Source organism: Grimontia sp. NTOU-MAR1, assembly GCF_035758505.1.
GTDB classification, from domain to species: Bacteria; Pseudomonadota; Gammaproteobacteria; order Enterobacterales; family Vibrionaceae; genus Enterovibrio; species Enterovibrio marinus.
In genome coordinates, this window is sequence record NZ_CP142109.1 from 1,240,112 (window position 1) to 1,264,039 (window position 23,928).

The window sequence follows — 23,928 nt, forward strand, 5'->3', positions numbered from 1 at the left end:
GACGATACGAAGATATGGGTTCGACAGACCATATTGAAGTTAGTGGCTTTGATGAAGGTGAATGAAGGCCCGAACATCAAAGAGTAAATCATGAGATAGGAAATCAAGCTTTGCAGAATCTGAACTAAGGGCCTGTCGTTGTGAAACTGCAGGCCTTTTTATTATCTCCGATTACCTTCCCGTTCCACCTCTAAAAATGGGACACTTTTTCAAAAAGGGGCATGAATTGGGGCAGTTTACGAAGGGTTTTACGGGGTTAGAAAGAGCAACACACTTATCACAACTAATTGAAATTAATGAAAAATACTTACGTGGCTAGAGTTTATGCAAAGGAACATTAATTCTGTTGTTAATACAAATGAAAAGTTACAACGCTTTAATCCGCATACAGAGTACCTAGAAAGAAATACACGAAAAGCGGCGAAATATTGTCTAGAAATCTTTTCAGCAGTGAGTTTTTATTACTACATTTACTAGTAACCCAATGGATTTGAATGATTTTTATGAATGCATTTAATGTGGTTGTTGACAAAAGCTTTACAACTGGTTCTTATTTATGTGAGTATTGTCACCATTGAGGTTGTGATGAACCCCTATGGGGAGCCAAATTGCGACGAAAAACAAATTAATGAGCGATTGAGCACTATACATTAACTCAGTTGTTCAGTTGATTTTAAACATTACTTGGTAGAATTTCTTTCATAACAATAACGTTTGCTGAAAGGCAAATCATTGGACGCAGGCAATCATAAGGAATTGGTTTGGCCGCCGACAACCTAATGATTGGTCCAAATTTGGCGTTACTGCATAGCTGGACTTTACATTCGCTTGCTGCGTGAAAAGTCAGAATAGTAACCTATACCCGGCTTCTATGGACCGGGTTTTTTATTGTCCAAGCAAAGAACAAAATAGCCTGTGTTGGCCAAAAACAACAAAGCCAGACATCAGTCTGGCTTTGTTCATTGTGTCAGAGGTTACTTGCTATTCTCTACCATTTCTTCGGTTTTTTCTGCAATCACTGCAAATTCTCTGGTCGGTTTACCAACAATCGAACGGGTAGGTTCTTTAACATCAGACAAAACAACTTCAATGGTATCGCCCAATTGGAATGCTTTAACGCCATCTACCGAGATGGTCCCAATATCGCCATTGCATTCAATACGCTTCTTGTTATCGACAATAAGCGACGCAGGGATAAACGCCATCGCCCCGTTTTCCAGTAGGCGCACACGCATGCCAGCACGGTTAATGTCAAAGATCTCTGCAGTGAAAGTTGTTTTCTCAGCGACGCTGCCTTTCAGTAGCTGAACATACAACCAGTCAGCGACATCACGCTCGGCCATACGATGGTGTCTGCGGTGTAGAGCTAACTCCTCACCGATCATTTCGTCCGGAGTTTGTGCGGCATCTTCACCACGGATTATAGCTTTGAGAAGGCGATGGTTAACCATATCGCCGTATTTACGGATTGGTGATGTCCAAGTTGCGTAAACATCGAGACCCATTGCGAAGTGTGGGGCCGGGGTATTACCAATTTCGCTGTAAGACTGATATTTACGAATACGGTTATCAAGGTAAGTGGTTTCCTGCTCGTTCAACCAACGACGTAGTGCGCTAAAACCTTCGATAGTCTCAAGTTGTTCTGCCGAAACATTGCCACCGTTATTGTTTATCAATTCAACCGCGTCAGCCATTTTCTCTGGAGAGAAGCCAGCGTGGGTGTTGAATACACCAAAACCAAAGTGTTCGCGAAGGGCGCGGCCAGCACAGATGTTTGCTGTAATCATTGCTTCTTCAACCATGCGGTTCGCGATACGGCGAGGGTCCACATGAATCGCGACAACATCGTTGTCTTTGCTTAGCTCGAAACGGTAGTCAGGACGGTCAGGGAAAGTCACTGCATTGGTTTCACGCCACGTCATACGCGCTTTGGCTAGGCTGTGCAAGGCGTTGACTTGTTCAGCAATAGTTTCAGTTGGTTGCCATTTGCTGCATGACCCAGTTTCTAACAGTTCTGATACGTTATCGTAAGCCAAACGGCCCTGAGACTTGATGGTAGCTGAGTAAAAGTGAGCATCTTCGGCAATAGAGCCATCGGCTAATATGGTAACACGACAGCAAAGTGCAGGGCGAACCTCCTCTTCACGGAGGGAGCACAGGTCGTCACTCAGTTCGCGAGGTAGCATCGGAATGTTTCGGCCTGGCAGGTAAATGGTGAAACCACGCTCACGGGCTTCTTTGTCCAGGCTTGTACCTTGAGCTACATAAGCTGTTGGGTCAGCGATGGCAATAGTCAGTTCGAATGTACCGTCTTTATTTGCTACCGTGTGCAACGCATCGTCCATATCTTCGGTGGATTCGCTGTCGATTGTGATAAACGGTAGGTGCGTCAAATCTTCACGAACCAACGACTCATCAAGCATTTGCCAGCTTGGTTGTGGCGCTGGTTCCTGATTTGGTAGGTTATGTTTCGCCAACGTTACCCACCAAGGTGCAATTTTGTCGTTTGAGTCCGTGATTTTTTCGCTGATTTCACAAAAGAAATTGTTGTCACCTTTCAAAGGGTGGTGGATAAGGTTTGCTACAACCCAGTCGCCTTCAGACAGCGCGTCGTGGCTAAGGCCTTTCTTGGTTTTAGCACGGATAGCATCTTTAAGCTGAGGGCTGTCAGGAACCACATTCAGCTTATCGCGAATCATTTTCACTCGGCCAATAAAACGATCAACCGACTGTTCAATTAGTTCGTCTGGCTCAGCCACTTCTTTTTCTTTTTCGGTACGGATAAGCGCGACGACTTTGTCACCATGCATGACTTTTTTCATGTACGCAGGTGGGATGAAGTAGCTGGTTTTACTATCAACTTCAAGGAAGCCGAAACCTTTTTCGGTTGCTTTGATAGAGCCTTCTTTCTTAGGAATGCTCTCTTTAATTTGCTGCTTTAGCTGCGCTAGTAATGGATTGTCTTGAAACATTAGCCTGGTCTCAGATTGTGAACCGCCACACTATACGGATTCACCGCCTTAAAACCAAGTCATCACATATTAAAGGTGTATTGCAGTTGAAGATACCTAGTGGCATAAACTGAGAGCTAAGTCGTCGAAATGAAACAGAAATGGCAACTTCGTTCGCAAACTTGATGTAACAAAGAAACCTAATTCGACATTAGTGACAGAATATCCGTTCGGTAAAAGGATGTTACGGTTTAGCGAATGGATAGTGCTGAAGTGCGGGTTAGTGGTATAGCCGAAGATGTGTGTAGCGCACTGGACAAATGGTGTGAAGATATATTCAGTCGATTGGTTAGTCGAAATGGAATCAGAAACATCGCACTTTTTATCTGGGTTGATGACGAACTAAGGCTTGCCGCAAGTCAGACACAGGATGTTTTTAACTTCTATCCCGTTTTCAAACCCTCTGAGGAATATAGTGGTTATTATATCGATTGGGAGGCGCTCGCCAATAAGTATCAGCACCAATTTTCTTTTATTTCTGAATTGCCCTTTAACGGAGACTGGGAGCAAGAGAACCAACTTTGGGAACATGCGGTCATTCCCTTATGTAAGAGAGAGGAGAAGTTGGGGTATTTACTAGTGGAATCAGAAACGACTTCCCGTGATCGCTCTTTGTCTCCTGAAGACTTTTCTTGGTTGCAGGCGAATACGGATGAACACCTAAAGTGTAAAGTCCTAGCGCATAGGCTGAATCAGCAGAATGTCACTAATAGAAAGAGCGAATTAGATCTCGCTCTGGATAATCATACTCTCTCTTCTCAACTCACTTACCTAAAAAACCTCCACGAGATTTCACTTCGCTTTACTAAGGCAACCACCATTCACTCACTATGCCGGATTGCGGTTGAACTTGGCAGAGACAAACTCCAGGTCGACAGGATGGGAATATTCCTTTGCGATATGGAAACCCACAAGATGTGGGGGACATGGGGAACTGATCCTCAAGGTAACGTCGTCGACCGCTCAAAGTTCTGCCAGGAAATGCCAAAAACAATGTTTATGGAAGAGGCGCTCACCAAGAAGAACGAACTCATTGTAAAAGAAAATGTACCTTTATATTTCGGTAAGGAGCAGGTTGGTATCGGATGGAACATCATGATGGCGATGTGGAATGGTGACGAGTGCATTGGCTGGTTGGCGGGCGATAACCTTATCTATGGAACACCACTTGATGAGCCTAAGAAAGAAGCAATTAAACTCCTTGCTGCGTCCGTCTGCCAAAAAATAGTCAAAGTGAGGGAGTCAGAATCTTCCAGCATGCGCTTTGATGAACTGATATCTATTAACAGCAAGCGGGAATCAGAGCTGAAAACGCTCAAGCACAAACTCTTTGCGAAGAAACGTAATGAGCGCTGGATGAGCCTGTGCGATGCTGATACTGGTTTGCCAAATGAACAGGCTTTAAATATGGCATTGCCCGGCCTGTTTAAACAGGCCAGAAAAGAGAAACAGCGCGTCGCAGCAATTTCGATCGACATAGATTGTTTTGATGGGTATAGAAAATTCTATGGAAAATCGGCAGCGTCTAACTTGGTAAAAAAAGTCGCTGACGTTCTAGAAAGGCAGGCAGGGACAATGCTTCCCGGCATCCTTTGCTACCAATCATCAGGTACGTTTTCTCTTCTTCTATTACATAACGATGATTTGATGTTGCGCGAAGTGGCCGAAAATATGGTGCATTCTGTTTACCATCTCAATATTCCCAACAAGAATTCGTCAGGTTACCAGCGAGTAACATTGAGTTTGGGAATGACATTAACGTCTATTTCATTATTTACTCAGAAACTGAAAATTATGAAACGGGCAGAAAAGCTCAAGACGACGGCGGTAAAACTGGGGCAAAACCGCATATGCCTCGACTAAGAATTCTTACCATTAGGAAACTGGCTGTCTGAAATAACAGCAAATTGCTACGGAAATAAGCGTTTGCAGTCAAAAAGCCATCAGTCGTAGAAAGAATTGTGAACTTGTTCAATTTTTTCTGGCTTTTTTGGGTCTACTGGCGCAGAATGCACGCCTTATTTGTCGAGGCCCGTAGCGTTAGATACTGTTGCAGAGAGTAGGTTGTCACCGTGTTTTTGTTTGAGTGACCCTGTATCAGTGAAAAATAACAGTGCGAAACCGCTAGCAGGGGCCCCGTTACTTTCGTCTATATATTGGGATCCCAATGCAAGATACTGTTACTGAATTTCGCCAGTTAGATCTGGCTGAAAACATTCTTTCTGCTCTTGACGCAATCGGTTTTGTGGCGCCGACTCCTATCCAGGCAGCTTCGATTCCTCTTCTGCTTACCGGTGTTGATGCACTCGGTAAAGCGCAAACCGGTACTGGTAAAACAGCTGCATTTTCTCTGCCACTGTTAAACAAACTGGATCTGAAACAACACAAACCACAAGCCATCGTTATGGCACCAACACGCGAACTAGCTATACAGGTGGCAGCTGAAGTTAAGCTGTTGGGTCAAAACATCAATGGCCTGAAAGTGCTTGAAATCTACGGCGGTGCTTCAATCGTTGACCAGATGCGTGCGTTGCGTAGCGGTGCACACATTGTTGTTGGTACTCCTGGTCGTGTTAAAGACCTTATCAACCGCGAACGTCTGCAACTAGACGAAGTTCACACCTTCGTTCTGGATGAAGCTGACGAAATGCTCAAGATGGGCTTCGTTGACGACGTGACTTGGATCATGGAGCAAGCACCAGAATCAGCGCAACGCGTATTGTTCTCTGCCACCATGCCTCCAATGGTTAAAGAAATTGTTGACCGATTCCTGCGCGAACCTGCTCGTATTGACGTTGCTGGCAGCAATCGTACTGTTGAGAAAGTAGAACAGCAATTTTGGGTTGTTAAAGGTGTAGAGAAAGACGAAGCCATGTCTCGTCTTCTTGAGACTGAAGAAACTGATGCGTCTATCGTATTTGTGCGTACCCGACAGGACACTGAGCGTCTGGCTGATTGGCTGAGCGCGCGTGGCTTCAAAGCTGCTGCTCTACACGGTGATATTCCACAGTCACTTCGTGAGCGTACTGTTGACCATATCAAACGCGGTGTTATCGACATTCTGGTAGCGACTGACGTAGTTGCACGTGGTCTTGATGTGCCACGAATTACTCACGTATTTAACTACGACATTCCGTTCGATGTTGAGTCATATATCCACCGTATCGGTCGTACTGGTCGTGCTGGGCGCGCAGGTAAAGCAATCTTGCTGGTTCGCACTAACCAAATTCGCATGCTGCGCACTATCGAGCGCGTAACTTCTACTCGCATGGAAGAGGTTCAACTTCCACTGCGCGATAAAGTTGCTGAAGCACGTCTGGCTCGCCTAGCTGCGGATCTGGCAGAACAGAAAGAGTCTGAGAGCCTGGAAGCATTTGTTGGCCTGATCGAGAAACTGCAAGAGCAAATCGAGGTTGATACTGCAACCTTGGCAGCCATGCTGCTTCAGCGTCAGCAAGGCAAACGTCCACTGTTCTATAACGGCCCAGATCCAATGATTGCCGCTATGGAACGTGACAGCCGTCGCCGTGAATCACGCCGTGATGACCGCGGCCCGCGTGATCGTGGCGAGCGTCGTAGCTACAATGCTGCAGATTGGGACACTTACCAATTGCAAGTTGGCCGTGACCAAGGTGTTCAGGTTAAAGATATCGTTGGCGCAATTGCGAACGAACTAGGCCTTGAGAAGCAATTCATCGGTTCAATCAAACTGGCAACGGGTCACACCTATGTTCAGTTGCCGAAGAAAATGCCTAAAGAGATCCTGGGTCAACTGAAGCAATTGCGTATTCGCCAGAAAGCGACTGACGCTCAGTTGGTTGAAGGTCACGTAGATATGTCTCCACCGCGTCGTCGCAATGGCGGTGATCGTAACGGTGGTGAGCGCGGCCCACGTCGCTTTGATGACCGTGGCCCTCGTGGTGGCAACCGTGGTGAAGGTCGTGGTGACAAAGGTGGCCGTCGGTTCGACCGTGACCGCGGTGGTGACAAGCGTTCTTTCCGTGGTGAGCGACGTCACGCAGACGCATAATTCGCTTGTGTTGCCGAAAAATTTCTAAGCCCGCTTTAAGCGGGCTTTTTTGTATATATTTGTCTATTTGCGTGTTTGCTAAAGTAATGGACGGTGTTCTAATGATTGGGACGAAACGGTCGGCTTAGCGTTGCTATATTATTGAGGCAGCAAGCTGAAACTGGGCGTTAAGTGTATTACCGATCAATTCATAGTTGTTTGAATTAATTGGAGGTATACCTAAGCTGCCTCAAAGCGCTCCTTGAGAGATTCACCTTGGATAGAACAAGGGTTGAGGTTGTTTTCGTATATGTTGTTCCCTGTTTGAGGACTGTTTATGCTGAACATGCAGTTTGATAAGCGGGTGATAATAAACACCAGCAAAATGGACTGGCAGTCATCGTCGGTGGAGGGTGTTTTCCGCAAGCCTCTCTCGCGGGAGGAGGTAGAGCGTGGTCAAGCCACCAGTATTGTAAAGTACTCCCCAAATTCTTCCTTTTCACAACATGCGCCCCCTCTGGGCGAAGAAATTCTTGTTCTTGATGGAATGTTTTCTGATGAAACCGGTGACTATCCGGTAGGCACGTATCTCAGGAATCCCCCCAATTATTCCCATACACCATTTAGTGATATTGGTTGCTGTTTGTTGGTCAAGCTCCATCAGTTTTCAGCAAACGATCATCAAAAAGTCTGCATTAACACGCTAAACGAACAGGGGTGGATTGAAGGTCAAGGACGTTTGATGATTCGGCCGCTGCATGAATTCAATGGTGAACAGGTGGCCATGATTAAATGGCCAGCAGGGCAACACTTTTTCAACATCTCACATTTCTGTGGTGAAGAGGTTTATGTATTGGAAGGAGAATACAGGGATGAGTATGGTAAATATGGACCAGGTACCTGGATAAGAAACCCGCACATGTTTGAATATAATCCTTACGCAGAAGAAGATACGCTCCTTTGGGTGAAGGTTGGGCACCTCCCTTACCCTGGTGTGAGGTAGAAAAAGGAATGTACAGATTAATCAACCACGGGATGAGGGGTTGCATATTTTTTTATTTCTGCGTAAAAGTGAGACAGATGTAAACCCAATATATCGCTAGTATGTTGGTTGAGTACAAGGCTCGAATGTTCGAGCTTTTTCTTGAAAATGCCTCAATGGCTACAGGACATGACGAACCCGGATGTTTCAGACTCAAAGCCCTCCCCAGATGCAGTTTTTTGAACTTGCACCTGTACCCATGGTTCTACTGAATGAACTCGGAGAGATCATTCAAAGCAACCGTGAGTGCCTGCAGTTGTTTCACGGACAGCCAGATGAAACCAATATTGATGGCTATTTGACAGAGAGCGCGTGGAACGAAGCTGTTCGCTATTTTGAGGTCGTTTCTAACTCGCCACAGTACGAGCCGTTTACCAAACTCGTTCGCTTGGCACTTAGCAAAGATATCTATGTCCTGAAAGTCAATTTGGTCAATACAGTTCCAACTAATACCTTTATCGCAGTATTTACCCTCTATCAACAAGATGACGAGGTCAATGAGGCGTTACAGGAAAGACTGCCAATGGGTATGGTGCGTGTAGATACTGAAGGTCGGTTTATTAGCTTTAACCCTGCTTACCTTGACCTATTGGGCTACGAAGTCGATGACTTGCTCCAGGTAACTGAATTTGATTTAACCTACCATTCTGATGCTAATAGCGAGAGACCGTTACGTGAAAACCTTACACTAGGGTCTGGCAATCAATACCAGGTTGATAAACGTTACATTCATAAAAATGGGCATCAAATTTGGGTTCGCGCGTTTGTTTCTTCCATCGTTTGCAAGTACACCAACCAACAGCAGTATTTGGTTGCTGTGTTGGATATTCATGAAGAAAAGCAACTTCAGGAAACGATCATGACATCGGAGAGGCGTTTCCGGGCGATTGCTGAGCATGTTAGCTCAGTTGTGTGGATTTCGGCTGCAGACCCTATGCGTTTGTTTTATGTTAACAAATGCTATGACACTATTTGGGAAGAAAGGGTTGAAGCCTTATACTGCAATCCTCACGCTTTTCTAGCAAAAATTCACCCAGCCGAACGTGAAATGGCAGAAAGCACACGCTTTTCGCCATCGACTGATTCTTGGAATATCAATTACAGACTGTTGTTTGATGATGGCAGAGTGAAACATATCCGAGACAGCGGGAATTGCGTTTTTGATGGAAATGGTGAGCTTATTTATCGCGTCGGAACCCTGACTGATATTACGGCGGAAATTGATCAACGTGACACCGTGGTAGTCATGGCGAAAAAATTACGTGAACTGGTGGAGTATGACTCTCTTACTGGTATTAAATCTCGCCATGCGATCATGACTGACATTCAGGAAGCCTTCCAAGGTTATGATCGCGTTAGTGATGCTTCGGTGCTGGTTTATATCGATGCTGATGGATTCAAGAGTATCAATGATTCTTATGGCCACGATGTCGGGGACAAAGTACTGAAAGCCATTGCTGGCCACCTCACGTCAAATATCCGTGACTCGGATGTTGCAGGCCGAATAGGTGGTGATGAATTCGTTGTGCTTTTGAGGCACACGGCCAAAGCAGAGATCCCGCACATTCTTGATCGCTTGAAATGCGATATTGAGTGCGAAGGCTTACCTGAAGGTGTCAAAGTTTCCATCAGTGTTGGGGCAGTCGAGTTGTCTGAGAAAGTCATTTCAGCAGAACAATGGCTTAGCGAAGCAGACAAAACGATGTACCAGCACAAACGAGCCCGAAAGAAATCCCGTCTAAGCCGAAAGTATTAGAAAATAACGTGATGCGCTTACTTCCTTATTTTGTTGACTAAATTGGGGGGATTCTCTCAAATTCATGCTTTCTTAACTACCTAACCAACTGATCTTTTCAAGCTCAACCTGATTTTTCTCGCGGGTATAAACCAATAAACTTCAGTCTTCTCAGACTTTCTTCTGATACCTATCTACTGTTTTACAAATGAGACAAATAGGTGTAACACTTCCAAGTATTCTCTTGGTTGAATAACAGGGGGAATGGCCATGCAGAGTGTTGTTGAGGTATTTGGTACCGCGCTTGCCAGCTATTACAACGGCAATAAATCAGGGAAACTCATTGTTAGGGAAAACAATGGTACGTCTGTTATCCCTACATCCGATTTCTTCCGCCGGCCGGAAGATGTTGCTACTGACAGAATTGCACTGTCGTATTGTCGTCGTAGCGTATTGAACGTGAGCGCAGGGAGTGGTGAACACACTCTTTACCTTATTGCGAAAGGTATTAAAGTGACGTCGATTGACAGTTCACCTATCGCTTGCGCGATCATGCACCAACGTGGTGTGCCATCGGTCATTTGTGGTCATCTGTTTGATCAGCATCCAATGTTTGATCGCACCTTTACCTGGTTGGCGCTGCGCGGTGCGATTGGTCAGTTAGGTAATATCCGTAATTTTCAGCACTTTCTTAACCTGGCACACCGGAATCTTTATCCGGGGGGCCGACTGATTTTGAGCTCAGAGAACCTTCGTTATGAGGGCTATCGCACACGTCATCTGACATTTGAGTTTGATGGGAGAGTTAGCGAGGAAGTACCGTGGTTTGATATCGGTATGTCTACGCTAAGAAGAGTTGCTGACAGTAAAGATTTTAACTGTCGTATCGTTTACTGCGATGACAGCAACAAATACGTTGCTTTACTCACCAAACGGTAATTCATTGAGCTAGGTGTATAGCAGTGGGGCATTATAGCCCCATTATTTTTGAATACTTATCAACGCAATCTACAAAGTGTGCACGCTCATTGTCATCTGATATATATTTCGCTTGCTGCGCAAGAATACTTCTTTCTGCCAACGCATTCTTAACCTGCCAAACTGAATAAGCTGCCTGCTTATCAAGTTCAATTTCCTGTTTTTTATCTGGTGGCAGCAATGCAAGGTTGTGGCTCATAATAACTCTCTCTTTGTCATAATGTGCCCAGAATGAAACCCCGGACAGGGCGATAACATAACGAAGAGCATCGCTTTCGACAAGTGTTTACAGCGTACTTACGCCTTGCTGACATTGAGAAAGGGTCTCACCACTATGATTTCCTTATGGAGAGGTAGGTAGCAAGTGGGGATTTATGGAATTTACCTATCATGACAGGCAGAAGCTCTATGATGCGTGGATGTCTTACAAAGCGAAATTACGTATCACTCAGATAGAGATGGCCAAACGCCTTGGTGTCAGTCAACTAGACTTCTCAAAGACAATGCGGGGTGACGTTCCGATGGATCGAAACTTCGTCTTCCGATTCTGTAAGGAAATGGGATTGGATCCAGGGAGTTCATTGCCGAGTTTGAAAGAAAACAAAAAAATAACGAGTAATGAGCCTATTATGGTCAGAACCTCTCTGACGGTTGACGGTACAATCGCCAAGGTAGAGTATTCTGGCGATCAGGTATTTATCGAATATATTAAAGAAATCTAGAAAGCCGCCTATTTTGAAGTGACCCCGTAAAGTTGGACATTTCTGCTAAGCGGCTTTCTGGTTTACTGGTGAAGACAAGTGCTACTTGGTTACCATTTTGGAAATTTGTTGCGCTTTCTCTTCGTCAGAAAGGTTGGACGGTGGTGGAACCAATAGACCCTTCTGGCATGCTGGTCTTTGTGCTAACTCATCAACCCAGCGTTGAAGATGTTCAAGGCCAGAAATATCAACGCCGCTCCACTCGTGGATTCGAACCCAAGGCCAGGTAGAGATATCTGCAATTGTGTATTCATCACCAGCCAAATAGCGGTTGTTAGCCAATTGCCCGTTCATGACTTCGAACAGACGACGTCCCTCATTCTGGTAACGCTCGATTGCTGCTGGGATCTTCTCTGGGAAATAGCGATAGAAAACGTTAGCCTGACCCATCATTGGCCCAACGCCACCCATTTGGAACATTAGCCATTGCAGCACTTGGCTTTTCTTTTTTTGGTCGGTTGGCAGTAACTTACCCGTTTTTTCTGCGAGATAAATCAGAATTGCACCTGATTCAAACACTGCAAAATCATCGTTATCTTTGTCCACGATGGCAGGGATACGTCCGTTTGGGTTAATGGCCAAAAATTCAGGCTTTTTCTGGTCTGCCGCTATTAAATCCAGTGCGTGGTATTTGTAGGCTAGCCCCATCTCTTCAAGGGCAATTGAGATTTTGTATCCGTTAGGTGTGCCTGCGGTATATAGCTCTATCATTTACTTAATCCTATTTACTTTGGTTGTGCTTCGATGAATGCTTCTCGCTCGAGTAGCGATTTGTACCAGGCAGAAATCGCAGGTAAGGATTCATCAATGTGAATATCCATGTTTTTGATAAAGCTAACCATCACATAAGCAGTAATGTCTGCGACTGAGAAATGTTCGCCGGCTAGGTAAGGAGACGCAGAAAGTCGCTTCTCCAGCGTAGGAAGAAACTCTTTCACTCGCTCTTTGGATTCATGTCCCCAAGCTTCAACACAGCGCTCTCTATCACTGTATATGCCAGTAATGTTACGGAAAGCCTGAAATGCGGTAAACAGACCCTGGAACTCTGCTATACGGTTCCACATTTCGACCTGCCCTATTTCGATAGGTGTACTGCCGAAAAGATGGTGATCAGTAGGAAAAGCCGCATCAAGGTAACGGCAAATGGCCATTGATTCACTGATTGTGATACCGTCATCCAGTTCCAACATAGGGATCCGGCCGTTAATACTTTTCCCTTTGAAATCATCGGTTAGGTTTTGACCACCACGGATATCGACGTGAACACGGGGAATGTCGATTCTTTTTTCCGCCAAGAACAGACTGACACGTCGAGCACTGGGTGCGGCACCTAATTCATAAAGTTTCATATTCACTCCTTTGACGAAATGGGTATCCAGCTTCTGGAAGTTTAAGACAAGGGCAGCCAAACGGTGACATTAACGCCTTTGCCATCAGCACGGTTGGCGAGCGAAAGGCGACCTTGATGAAATTCTGCCACCAATCTTGCCACGTAAAGACCCAAGCCAAGGTGAGGCTTGTCTGATTTATGCTTCTCTTCCCGAACAGAGACCATTGAGCCGAGCAATTGATTTCCCATATTTTCAGGCAATTTAGGCCCAATATTAGAGACTGTGATGCGTGCCAAATTGTCATGAATTAACATGTATATCTCGATATCGGTATTTTCCTGACGAAACTCAACGGCATTCGCTACCAGTTTATCCAACAGCTGCGCTACGTATTCTGGCACACCGGACATCTGGTAATTGCTACCTTTGATATGCAATGTAAAGCCTTGTTTAGGATAGGCATATTCATAGCCCTGTACGCAGCCGGATATCACTTCATCAAGTAGGAATTCCGTGCGTTCTGCATGTTCAAAACTCTGTTCGAGACGGGTGGCCTCCGTCATGCTCGATAGAATTGTTGCCAATCGCGTGACTCCCTCCTGAGCGCGTTCTATATAGCGAGCCTGATCATCTTCTTTGGTGACGAAAGCCAGATTCTCCAGTGATGAACGGACAACTGCCACAGGTGTGCGTAATTCGTGCGACAAACTGGAAGACATTTTCTCCAAATAAGCGTTGTAGTCGGAAAGGCGAGTCACCATGGTAGACAATGTACGGGATAAATCCCCGATTTCATCTTTGCTGGTGGCGGGTTCCAGTTGATGTAGCACACGACCTTGGGAGTCAACCGCGCTTTCTGCATCATCACGAAGTTTCCTGACTCGTCGAGAGATATGCGATCCGAAAAGCAGCAATACAACGACACCTGTGCAAATGACGGCAAGCAGGACATTAAACAGTTGCTCCAGTGCTTTGTTACGTAGGGTTTTTATTCCTTTTGTGGTTTCTTCAACCACGACAGCGCCCACTACATCGGATCCGACCTTAACAGGGTAAGCAGCAGAGAGGATCGTGGTGCTTTCATCCGGTGTAAGACGCCAGTTGGCATAAGGGCGCCCTATGAGCGCTTGTTGCACTTCAACGCCCCGGAAGACAGCAGCATTGTGCATTGCGTCGATGATTTTCTCGGGCGGGCGCTCCAGCAAACGGTAATAGAAGGGATTGAGGATCTTATTTTGAATCCAACCCATGATACCCGACGGCTCTTCTTGATATTTAATCGTCGTTTCCCAAACTCCGTTTGACGATTGCAGGTCTCCCGTTTTTGCCAGTACACGCCCATGTTGATCGACAACCCAGACTCGGGAACTTCCATCGTTCATTCGCTTCAACACACGCTCAATCTCTGGAGAAGGAACCAGTAGGGTCCCCAGTGTTTCTGCATTACGAGGATTCGAAGTCGCGAGGATGGTTTCTACATCGCGGCTGTAAGGGTTAGTGACATCATAATAAGCAAAACTGAGCTTTTCACCAACAAGCCAATCCGGAATGGCAAGTTCAACCACATAGCCTTGCGCAGTTTCTTGCCACCAGCCCTGAATGGCTTCTGAGAGAAAGTTATGCTCAGTATCTTCTATCGTATTTTCAATCAGGTAGATATCTGCTTTGCCACTTTTTCTTGCAGTGATGCCGTAACGTTTCAGCTCGCCTTTAGGCGTTGTTAAAGTGACTACTAAGTGATCATTACGGTCGATTCTTGCTGTGTTTTCGCGCCGGAGTACCGGAGATTTATCGATAATATCAATCAATACGTATAAATCATCACCGTCACTGGCCATGATTAAGTCAAAGTTGAGCTCGTTTGATTGATACGGCGTTCGGCTAAAAATAACGTGGGAGTCAGCATAATTTGTTCGATGGCTTTTATAACGCTCCCAGTCCAAGATTGAGCCATCAATGTCGATGGGAGAGTCCAGTGCCATGGCATAGAGATCTTTCCCGTCTTCTAATCTTGGTTTTGTTTTTTTCTGGCGTTCAAACAGTTCAGGTTGTTGATTCAGGGCCATAGAAAAAGCTCGGGCAGAACCCATTAAGGTTTGCTCCTGACCTTGTCTAAGCACATTTTCCAACTCCCAGACATAGTTGTAGCCAATGAAGGGCAGCAAGAGTAAAAGCCCGCTCAACAGGACGATTTTTGTGCGGATGCCAGATAGCCACCGCCATACCTGTTCGGTCATAAACGTCATTTAGTGCTGTCCCAGCGATAACCCATGCCATAAACAGTGTCGATATGGTCAAACTTATCATCAAGAGCAATGAACTTCTTACGGATACGCTTGATGTGAGAAGTGATGGTGCTGTCATCCACTACAACGTGGGCTTCTTGCATCAAATCCTGACGGCTTCTTACGTGCCCCGGGCGTTTTGCGAGTGCATGAACCATCCAGAATTCGGTCACAGTCAGATCCACAGTTTGATCTTTCCATTTCACTTGCATTCGATTGAGGTCCAGCGTGAGATTGTCGCGCTCCAATAAAGATTCTGTCTGCGTAGATGCCAGGCTTAGTAATTCGCTGCGACGAAATAGCGCCGCGATACGTGCCATTAAGTGCGGAAGGCTGATGTCTTTCGTTAGATAGTCATCCGCTCCCATTCTCAGGCCGACAACCGTATCGATGTCACTGTCTCTTGCCGTAAGGAAAATGATCGGAATCGTGGCGGAGATGGCACGTAGCGATTGGCAAAGCTGAAACCCACCATCAATTTCGTCTTGAAGACCGATATCGATAATCGCCAAATCTGGCAGGCGTTGCTTGAAGCCCTCTTCAGCGTCAGGGCGGTTGGCGTAGGTAGAAACCGAATAGCCTTGTTTTCGCAATACATCTGCGTAGTTTTCGCGAATGGCGGGTTCGTCTTCAACAATAGCGATACGTTTCATTTTTACTCGGGTAATCAAACAGAAGATGATTTGACTATACCGCAAATTGCGCCTTGAAAAAGGGGATCTGACCGATTCAGGGTAAAAGCCATTTTTTTGCCATAATTGCCCCGAGCATTGCCTTTTTTGTTCCCAGTCGGTGTCATTTTGCCTTGCTTTAATGACCTCATCGAAACAACGAACGGGTTCTCCCTTCACAAACTGAAATGGATGAGGAAATAACGATGAACAAGATGAATAAAACACTGGCAGCAATCTCTCTGGTTATCCCTATGACTGTTTCTACGGCTTTTGCCGCAGACCAAACCTTGCAACCTGAGCGTGACCAAACAACAGAAATGATTGGCTTTGGTGGAGGTGCTGCACTGGGGGCTGTGATTGGTGGTCCTGTCGGCGCGGTAGCGGGTGCCATTGTGGGTGGTTTGATTGGTCAGGTAGCCAGTGTCGAAGAGCAAAATGAGCAGCAGGCGATGGTGATTGCTGATATCAACGAACAGAACGCACAACTTGAAACTTATCGCTCGCTATATGCTGAAAACGAAATCGAACTGGCAAAACTCAAAGCTGAGATGAATGAAAAAGAAATCGCATTGGAGTTAGCGATGGATATTCAGTTCCGAACCAATTCATCAGAGATAGAGCCTCATTTCCAACTACAGCTTGATGAAATCGCTGCACTGATGCGCCAACAACCGGACGTGCAATGGGATCTAGAGGGGCATGCTGATGTGCGTGGTAATGAAGAGTATAATTTGAAACTGTCACATCAGCGTGTGCAGGCAGTATACGACTACTTGGTTGAGCAAGGTGTCGATCCTTCTCAGTTGGCACAAACAGCATTTGGTAACCAATTGGCTCTTGAGAAAGAAGGCGATCGTGAAGGCTACTTCTTCGACCGCCGCGTTAGCCTGCGCGCAGTGTCTGATGCTATGCCTACAGCCAACAACCAATAAAGGGAGCTGGATATGATTATTCGTCCAGCAACATTAGAAGATGCAGAGCGCATTAATGCGCTCTGCCACACTCTGGGTTATCCATCTGATTTGGAAGACACCGAGCTACGTTTAGAAAAGATCATGAAGCAGCCGAGGGATGCGCTTTTTGTCGCAGAGTTGTGTGACATGGTGGTGGGGTATATCGCAGTACATACCGTTGATGTGGTTCACGACGACATGCCGTGGGGAAGAATTTCATCCATGGTTATTGATGAAAATTTTCGCGATATGAGTATTGGAAAGCAGTTACTCGAACATGCTGAAGCTTACCTTAAAAAACAAAATTGCCATCGTATTGAAGTGACCAGTCATATCAGTCGCGAAGAGGCGCATGGGTTTTATCTTCATTTGGGGTACCGCATTACGCCGCTTCGGTTTATCAAACTACTGGCTCAACGTGTGCTGGTGGCAGCGAGTTAAACTATTTCGCCATGGCCTGTTCATGCTTCAGCAACCAGGCCTTGGCATCTAACCCTCCGGCGTATCCTGTCAGCTTTCCATCCTTTCCAATAACCCGGTGGCAGGGAACAATAATCGCTACAGGGTTCTGGCCATTCGCTGCTCCAACTGCGCGAGAGGCCTTTGGTCTGCCAACATCAACCGCTAGTTCACCATAGCTGCGTGTTTCACCCGGTGGGATTGATTGTAGTGCCTCCCAAACCTCGCATTGGAAAGCAGTACCTAAAAGATCCAATGGCACATCAAACTTAATGACTTCACCGGCGAAATACTTATCTAACTGGGAAATGATGGATTCGAAAGGTTCGCGAGTTATGACCTCTTCGTCTGATACCGGAATATCGTATTTGTATTCGGGCAGTGAGAGGGAAGTCAGCCCTTTGTCTGAAGCTGTGAGGGTTATCGCGCCGAGTGGTGATTTGTATTCGTAACGGTACTGTTTCATGATGTGTCCTTATTCATTGCCCAAGACGGTGTTGGCTTGACTTAATGCGTTAATGTCATTGAAAGCCAGGGCGAGATAGCTTCTCCAAGGTTTTGCTGAAGTCGTCAGATCTGCGTTAAATAGGTCAAGATCTGATATATCTGGGAGACTTAATCCTCGAAGGCGAGCATAAGCGTATTGCGCCTGACTAAGATGTACTGACGGTGAAGTTTCTGGCCAGGATTCATGCTTGAATCGCTTACAAATTGCTGACCAGTGTTCTTGGAAAGACGCCTGACTTGATTCAGTGCTATCTAAAAATGAGTTGATGTGAGAGGCAGGCGAGTGAGAGGTGCTTAAGGTCTCTCCTGAATAGGCTCTTACCCCCGCTTCCTCCATATCCCAACAACCAGGGATGCGTATGCCGTTTGAGCACTCGTAAGATGAATTATTTTTCAAAGCGTCATCAATTACTTCTGGGTTGGCGTCCAAATCCAGTAAATATCGAATACGGTTTACAACCTGAAAGAGAAGCTTTGGATCTTCAGTGTCGATGACCACTAGAAAAGCATTTTTGTCTTTCTGCAGTGTGGCGGTAAAGCTGCCTTGTTGCCCTTGGTGGACAAACCTTCTGCCATAGCTAGTATCAGTGAGCCATTCCAAGCCTGAAATCATCCGAGGAGCCATAAATCGTTTAAAGGCAGCCCAGTTGTATGGTGGTCGGAAACTCATGCTCAAAGTCATCGCCTCATGACTTTTTAACTCTTTGCGACGTACCTGGGTGGGTGACAGTGACAACTGTTGTAGGAAGCAGTCGTTAAAACGCCTAACACTGTTAAATCCGGAGGCAAAAGCGATATCAGTTACTGAGAGCTGGCTTTCATGCAGAAGCTTTTTAGCAAACAGGATTTGCTGATACAGAGCATACTGTTTCGGTGAACAACCTAGCGATTCAGTAAACAGCTTTCGTAGATACCGATCACTGACACCAAGCCGCTCGGCCAATTCAGGTACGCTATGCTCATGCAGGTAGCCCTCATTAATGAAGCTTAATGCTCGCCTGAAGGTGGTTTCTTTTCCCATCCAGGCTGGTGAACCGGGAGCGCTGTCAGGGCGACAGCGAAGGCAGGGCCTAAACCCCTGAGCTGCTGCTTCAATCGCAGAGGAATAGTAACGAACGTTCTCTTCTTTTGGGGAAGGAGCAGGGCAGATAGGGCGACAGTAGATACCTGTCGACACCACGCCAATAAAGAACAAACCATCAAAGCGGGCATCGCGGGATAGTCTGGCTTGTTTGTAGGTAGTAGTGTCCGTCATATGTAGGTCTTGATGATCGTTTTAATAAACATATCATCATGAATGAAGGGCATTAGCCAGAAACGGAACTGAATAAATTGGTAGGCTTGAGCCCAAAGAAAGAAAAAGGGCTGCGAAAGCAGCCCTCGATACTCGTTAAAACTGAAGATTATTTGTTCAGGTAGGCATAAGCAGTAAGGAACGCTTGTTCCTGGAATTGCTTCAGGCCAACTTCTTTCAGTGAAACCTGAATAGGGTTGCGTTTGAGTGAAGCTTTCATTTCAGATGAGGTGAATACTTCTGCTTCAATGCCATCTAGAAGTTGCAGTGCTGCTTCCATTTTGAAGCCTACTGCGCTGCCCGCGAATTTACCTTTGGTAGGACGCTCACGGATAACAATCTTTTCAATTTTGTAGTCTTCCACCAGCTTGGAAACTTGCTTTTGGAAGTTGCGGATCTGCTCGGCACTTGCCGCGTCAGTAATCGTAAATTTTCGCGCGCGACACTCTGGCACTTCAAACAGACCTTGATTAGATTCCAGCAGGCAAATGTTTGCTTCGTTGCTTTTTAAATCGACAGCACAAATACGCATTGTTTCAGTTCCACAATTAAAAGAGCCGACAAGTATAAGAAAAACTATCGGCTAGGTCATGAAATAAAAAAGAGAAGTGGTGCGATTGGTGAAGAATAGAACGATTAACGGAATTCGGAGAAATCTGTTTTGAGCTTTGCTTCAGTCAGCCCACGTATGATTTTGAGATCAGGTCGTTTTTTTAGGTCGATGAACTCAACTTCACGAAAAGATTCAGTTTTCGCGGAATAGAACAGTTTCACCGTTGGGGTCATCAAGTCATCCGGATTTTCTTTGCATACCAATCCAACCCTACCGTTACTAAGTTCTACCACAGTTCCGATAGGATAGAAGCCAACACAGCGAATGAATTGTTTAAGAAGATCTGGGTCGAGATGGAAAGGTGTTAGACCAAGCATGATCTTGAACGCCTCTGACGCTGATAAAGCAGGCTTGTAACAACGCTCGGCAGTTAACGCATCATAAATATCGACAATACAGGACATGCGCCCAATTAGCGTAAGTTCATCTCCTTTTAGTCCATTCGGGTAACCGTTGCCGTCAATCTTTTCATGGTGCATCAAGCTGACGTCTCTACTGAGCTTGGGCAAATCTATCATGCTATCTAAAACTGGCTGCGACAATGTTTGATGCTCCTTCATATGAAGAAACTCTTCTTCGGTAAGCTTGCCCGGCTTGTTTAGCACTTCATCACGAATCAGGATCTTGCCAATGTCGTGTACAAGACCACCAATGGCGAGCTCTTCCAGCGTCTGGCGGTCAAGTTCCAGATACCGACCGAAATTCACTAGATGGAATGCCACATTCATTGAATGCTCGAGCAGGTAGGCGCTTTTTTCACGAATGCCGCTGATCCAAAGAACGGCGTCTCTCCGCTCGAAAATATTCTCTACGATATCGGAACTGACTTGCTTGACGGGTTCAATGTCGACAGGTTTATTTTCGTAGACATCGTTGAGTAGTTTGCTCAGTTGTTTCTTTGATTTGTCTACCAGTTCTTTGGCAGCTCCGAACTCGTCGCTACCTTTAATAGACGAGTGCTCACCCACTTTCGTTTCGTGATACTGAATGTCGTCATCGGAAATGACTTGGTCTGCGTCGATGTAGACGAAAAGCACGCCTTTGTATCGCAGGTTATTAATGGTTTCTTCTCGTCTGATGAAACCGGGCTTTTTCATCTTTGTGCGGGCGCATTGAGATTCAATTTGCTCGACGTACATGCCGATCTCAGCATTATCAATGGCGACTTTCTGCAGCATTGATGCTTGCTCCGTTAAAAATCATTCGGATAGGCTCTCACTTTTTAAACCACGCCATGCTGTAAAAGTAATTGGGGTTACTGCGTTGTTGATGAATATAATTATATACAAAATACAAGCTGGCACCTCTAAAATGAAACAAATTTGTCGATAAAATCTTAAAAACGCCGAATGATATTCTGTAATGGCTTTATATTTAGGGGTTTCATCTGGTATAGGTCAATGATTTATTTGGCTTTACTGTTTAGAAAGTGTTGAAGCGTATCCGTGCGATGATGTATGCCACAATCACCAATCTGATCATTCGGATATGGGGCTCATTTAAGATTGCATGTATTCTAAGATGCCAATTGCGAATTGCAACAATTGTTATGTTTCTCATTAACTCAAAGCGTTAGGTCGATCGCATTTTATATTTGCCCTATATGTTTGTACTCGTTAGAGTGCGTGTCTTCGCGTAGTAAGCTACTTGAGTTAAATCATGCAGATTCTAAAAACCAGCTACCATCCTAGTGTTCTTCCTCTCGAAGATAAGACCAGTTTCCACCGACGCGCGGCGCGCGCAATCGTTGTGAAAGAGGACAAAATCCTCCTACTGTTCACTGAGCGTTACCATGACTATTCGCTCCCTGGTGGTGGTATCGATGAGCATGAAGATAAAGTGCAGGGTTTATTGCGTGAATTGAGCGAAGAGACTGGTGCACGGAATATTCGAAACATACGCGAATTGGGCGCTTATGAAGAATACCGCCCATGGCACAAGCCAGATTTTGATGTGGTGCACATGATGTCTTATTGCTTCTGGTGCGACATCGATGAAGAACTAGGCGATGTGTCCTTAGAAGATTACGAAGTGAAAAATGGAATGCGTCCTCTTTGGGTCAACATCCATGAAGCTATTGCACACAATAAAGAGACGATTGCCAATAGCGATAAACAAGGCCTTTCTATTGAGCGTGAAACGTATCTGTTGGAGCTTATTGTCAAAGAGTTAGGCTTGTAGCATCTGATCAGAAAGGGCTGGATATCCAGCCCTTTGTTATTTCTGAAGAGTTAACTAGTAGCGATAGAAAAGCGTAAAGTTCGCATAGGCACTGTGGTTTCGCTCTGACTCTTCATATTGCTTAGAATGCGCGGTGATCGACGCCACTGCACCCCAATGTTGTGAATACCAAGTGACTCCACCGGATATACCAGCTTGTGCGTGTTCCACGTGAATATCGTCATTTTCCGGTGGTTTATCACCCTCTATAGTAATGTCATCAAATCGGTATCGTACCTCGACGGATGTAAAGAAGAACATGCCATTGTCTGAGTGGCTGAGTAGGCCAACATCGACCGCGTTACCGGGTAATACAGATGTTGAGCCGAAGGTATTCCCAAGGTCAAAACCAAAGCGATAGGTGCCGCCGACGGCGACTTCACTCTGGAAGTTACCACCCTGACCACGACCAAACGCGCTGAACTCTCCAATAGGGCTTCGTGTTATCAGTTGGTGGGCTTCAAGCCCAACTTGATAGATGAATTCATTATCTATTTGATAATTCCACCCTTTGGGATCGGGTGAACCGATGATTTCATGAACAATAGATTGCGCTTCTTCCGCATAAGAGTCAGGTCCTACTGTGCCAAGCATCAGACTTCCTTTAAGAGCGTAGAAGTCGGTTTGATGATATGCACGGCCCATCCCATAAACCAAGCCGGCATAAGAACGTTCATTGGGTTGTGGCTTAGTGAGCTCTATATCTGAAGGCGTCCACATTTGTGATCCAATTTCGAGGCCATAGCCAATCACGCTTGGGTCGGATGACCACCGGAGGAAAAGGCCGCTGGTATAATCCCTGTCAGTGCCTAATGCCCCATCATTATCGATGGAGAATGAAACCGTGGCAGCTTGACTTGTGGCGCTAAACAGGGGTAAAGCGAAAATCGCTGCGCCAATGAATCTGCGTGACAACATAATGTCCTTTGTATTATTTAATAGCGACTTGGCTCATGCTATACCATTCGACAGAGTCTTACGACGGCTAGCTATAAGGAGAGTGATTTGCTACAGATAAATGAAGTATTAGTCAGTGCTGAATGGTTAAGAGATAACCTTGACTCACCGAAACTTAAGCTGGTAGATGCCAGTTGGTTTATGCCAGGTACGGACAGAAACGCCAAATCTGAATGGTCAACGAAACGTATCCCCGGTTCAGTGTATTTCGATTTTGATGGCGAGATATATGATAAAACTTCTCCTCTCCCGCATATGCTGCCATCAGAAGCCCAATTTGAAGCCGCTGTCGCAGAGTTGGGGATCAGTAATGAAGATGACATCGTTGTTTATGATACAGCAGGTATCTTCTCATCCCCGCGAGTGTGGTGGATGTTTAAAGTCATGGGCCACCAGAATGTCGCACTGTTGGATGGTGGGATGCCGGCTTGGGAAGGTATTGGCGGCGAGTTAGATACCGATGTGCCTCAATCCCCGACCTCGACCGGCTATAAGGCAAAGCTTGATAAAGAGGGTGTCATTAACTCAAAAGACCTCTTGGCAGGTATTGAGGCGGAATCTTTGAATGTCGTTGATGTTCGACCTGCGGATCGTTTCTCTGGCTGTGTTGCTGAACCTAGACCTGGTGTGAGAAGTGGACATATGCCAACCGCAAAAAACTTACCTTTTCTTTCACTCACCGAGAATGGCAAGTTCAAGTCAAAAGAAACGCTGTCAATGCTTCTCTCGCAAGTCCTATCTAAAGATAAGCCTAATGTGTCCTCCTGCGGTTCAGGTGTGACTGCATGTACATTTGCACTGGCGGCGGAATGGGCGCTGGGTACCAAGATAGCAGTTTATGATGGCTCCTGGACCGAGTGGGGCAGTAACACTGAGCTTCCAGTGGTGAAAGACTAGCTAACCCATTGAGTAAAGCCCTTGCTAATGCGGGGGCTTTTTTATGTCTGCTGCTCAAAGAAAATTTTGGATGTTGCCAGTGTGTGAATTAAACGATGTAAAAGTCGATATGTGTTGCGTAATTTCCATGCAACAAAAATGAAAACTAAGATTGAAAGGTGGAAGGGATCAAACTTGAAATGGTATACAAGATGTAAGCAGA

At 45.7% G+C, this 23,928-nt stretch carries 21 protein-coding genes; 10 read left to right on the forward strand and 11 right to left on the reverse strand.

Going from position 1 to position 23,928, the window contains the following annotated elements; translation table 11 throughout:
• Positions 1-974: 974 nt before the first annotated feature.
• On the reverse strand, positions 975-2,972 hold the full coding sequence (locus tag VP504_RS23615) for an exoribonuclease II (RefSeq protein WP_325894481.1): 1,998 nt from the start codon (positions 2,970-2,972) through the stop codon (positions 975-977).
• 237 nt (positions 2,973-3,209) lie between these two features.
• On the opposite strand from VP504_RS23615, the gene VP504_RS23620 reads away from it, so the two are divergent.
• The 5 genes from VP504_RS23620 (at position 3,210) to VP504_RS23640 (ending at position 10,736) form a co-directional block, all read left to right on the forward strand.
• Complete coding sequence (locus tag VP504_RS23620; protein ID WP_325894482.1) at positions 3,210-4,874, forward strand: GGDEF domain-containing protein; 1,665 nt, start codon at positions 3,210-3,212, stop codon at positions 4,872-4,874.
• A gap of 304 nt (positions 4,875-5,178) precedes the next feature.
• Positions 5,179-7,041, forward strand: a complete 1,863-nt coding sequence (locus tag VP504_RS23625) for a DEAD/DEAH box helicase (RefSeq protein ID WP_325894483.1) — start codon at positions 5,179-5,181, stop codon at positions 7,039-7,041.
• A gap of 316 nt (positions 7,042-7,357) precedes the next feature.
• Positions 7,358-8,023 (forward strand): cupin domain-containing protein, encoded by a 666-nt coding sequence (locus tag VP504_RS23630; RefSeq protein WP_325894484.1) that lies wholly within the window; start codon positions 7,358-7,360, stop codon positions 8,021-8,023.
• Positions 8,024-8,204: 181 nt separating this feature from the next.
• Entirely contained in the window at positions 8,205-9,818 is a 1,614-nt protein-coding gene (locus VP504_RS23635) for a sensor domain-containing diguanylate cyclase (RefSeq protein ID WP_325894485.1), read from the forward strand.
• Between the two features lie 249 nt (positions 9,819-10,067).
• Positions 10,068-10,736, forward strand: coding sequence for a class I SAM-dependent methyltransferase (locus tag VP504_RS23640; RefSeq protein ID WP_325894486.1), 669 nt, complete (start codon positions 10,068-10,070; stop codon positions 10,734-10,736).
• Positions 10,737-10,767: 31 nt separating this feature from the next.
• Here VP504_RS23640 and VP504_RS23645 read toward each other — a convergent pair whose 3' ends face one another.
• Positions 10,768-10,974, reverse strand: coding sequence for a DUF3283 family protein (locus tag VP504_RS23645; RefSeq protein WP_325894487.1), 207 nt, complete (start codon positions 10,972-10,974; stop codon positions 10,768-10,770).
• Between the two features lie 175 nt (positions 10,975-11,149).
• Between VP504_RS23645 and VP504_RS23650 the strand changes: the two genes are divergently transcribed.
• Positions 11,150-11,497: an XRE family transcriptional regulator gene (locus VP504_RS23650; protein ID WP_325894488.1), complete on the forward strand. Its 348-nt coding sequence runs from the start codon at positions 11,150-11,152 to the stop codon at positions 11,495-11,497.
• Positions 11,498-11,578: 81 nt separating this feature from the next.
• Here the strand turns inward: VP504_RS23650 and VP504_RS23655 are convergent, their stop codons facing one another.
• From VP504_RS23655 to pdsR, 4 genes are read right to left on the reverse strand one after another with little or no spacing between them, the layout of a single operon-like run.
• Positions 11,579-12,247 (reverse strand): glutathione S-transferase family protein, encoded by a 669-nt coding sequence (locus VP504_RS23655; RefSeq protein ID WP_325894489.1) that lies wholly within the window; start codon positions 12,245-12,247, stop codon positions 11,579-11,581.
• Positions 12,248-12,261: 14 nt separating this feature from the next.
• Positions 12,262-12,885 (reverse strand): glutathione S-transferase, encoded by a 624-nt coding sequence (locus VP504_RS23660; RefSeq protein ID WP_062711513.1) that lies wholly within the window; start codon positions 12,883-12,885, stop codon positions 12,262-12,264.
• Positions 12,886-12,926: 41 nt separating this feature from the next.
• Entirely contained in the window at positions 12,927-15,113 is a 2,187-nt protein-coding gene (gene pdsS, locus VP504_RS23665; RefSeq protein WP_325894490.1) for a proteobacterial dedicated sortase system histidine kinase, read from the reverse strand.
• A complete protein-coding gene (gene pdsR, locus VP504_RS23670; RefSeq protein ID WP_325894491.1) occupies positions 15,110-15,805 on the reverse strand; it encodes a proteobacterial dedicated sortase system response regulator in 696 nt (231 codons plus the stop codon). The genes pdsS and pdsR overlap by 4 nt, the downstream gene beginning before the upstream one ends.
• Before the next feature lie 224 nt (positions 15,806-16,029).
• On the opposite strand from pdsR, the gene pdsO reads away from it, so the two are divergent.
• Complete coding sequence (pdsO, locus tag VP504_RS23675) at positions 16,030-16,758, forward strand: sortase-associated OmpA-like protein PdsO (protein WP_325894492.1); 729 nt, start codon at positions 16,030-16,032, stop codon at positions 16,756-16,758.
• 12 nt (positions 16,759-16,770) lie between these two features.
• Positions 16,771-17,220: a GNAT family N-acetyltransferase gene (locus tag VP504_RS23680; RefSeq protein ID WP_325894493.1), complete on the forward strand. Its 450-nt coding sequence runs from the start codon at positions 16,771-16,773 to the stop codon at positions 17,218-17,220.
• A gap of 1 nt (position 17,221) precedes the next feature.
• On the opposite strand, the gene VP504_RS23685 is transcribed toward VP504_RS23680, so the two are convergent.
• The 4 genes from VP504_RS23685 to VP504_RS23700 all read right to left on the reverse strand — a co-directional run bounded on the left by VP504_RS23685 (position 17,222) and on the right by VP504_RS23700 (position 20,830).
• The gene (locus tag VP504_RS23685) at positions 17,222-17,704 is read right to left on the reverse strand and encodes a methylated-DNA--[protein]-cysteine S-methyltransferase (RefSeq protein ID WP_062711498.1); all 483 of its coding nucleotides are present in this window, start codon (positions 17,702-17,704) and stop codon (positions 17,222-17,224) included.
• 9 nt (positions 17,705-17,713) lie between these two features.
• Positions 17,714-19,000, reverse strand: a complete 1,287-nt coding sequence (locus VP504_RS23690) for a bifunctional transcriptional activator/DNA repair enzyme AdaA (protein WP_325894494.1) — start codon at positions 18,998-19,000, stop codon at positions 17,714-17,716.
• Positions 19,001-19,148: 148 nt separating this feature from the next.
• Positions 19,149-19,571, reverse strand: coding sequence for a DUF3010 family protein (locus tag VP504_RS23695; RefSeq protein WP_325894495.1), 423 nt, complete (start codon positions 19,569-19,571; stop codon positions 19,149-19,151).
• A gap of 104 nt (positions 19,572-19,675) precedes the next feature.
• Complete coding sequence (locus VP504_RS23700) at positions 19,676-20,830, reverse strand: HD-GYP domain-containing protein (RefSeq protein ID WP_325894496.1); 1,155 nt, start codon at positions 20,828-20,830, stop codon at positions 19,676-19,678.
• Between the two features lie 481 nt (positions 20,831-21,311).
• Between VP504_RS23700 and VP504_RS23705 the strand changes: the two genes are divergently transcribed.
• A complete protein-coding gene (locus tag VP504_RS23705) occupies positions 21,312-21,833 on the forward strand; it encodes an NUDIX hydrolase (RefSeq protein WP_325894497.1) in 522 nt (173 codons plus the stop codon).
• A 54-nt stretch (positions 21,834-21,887) separates the two neighbouring features.
• On the opposite strand, the gene VP504_RS23710 is transcribed toward VP504_RS23705, so the two are convergent.
• Positions 21,888-22,790: a lipid A deacylase LpxR family protein gene (locus VP504_RS23710; protein ID WP_325894498.1), complete on the reverse strand. Its 903-nt coding sequence runs from the start codon at positions 22,788-22,790 to the stop codon at positions 21,888-21,890.
• An 87-nt stretch (positions 22,791-22,877) separates the two neighbouring features.
• Between VP504_RS23710 and VP504_RS23715 the strand changes: the two genes are divergently transcribed.
• A complete protein-coding gene (locus VP504_RS23715; RefSeq protein WP_062711481.1) occupies positions 22,878-23,726 on the forward strand; it encodes a sulfurtransferase in 849 nt (282 codons plus the stop codon).
• The last annotated feature ends 202 nt before the right edge of the window (positions 23,727-23,928 follow it).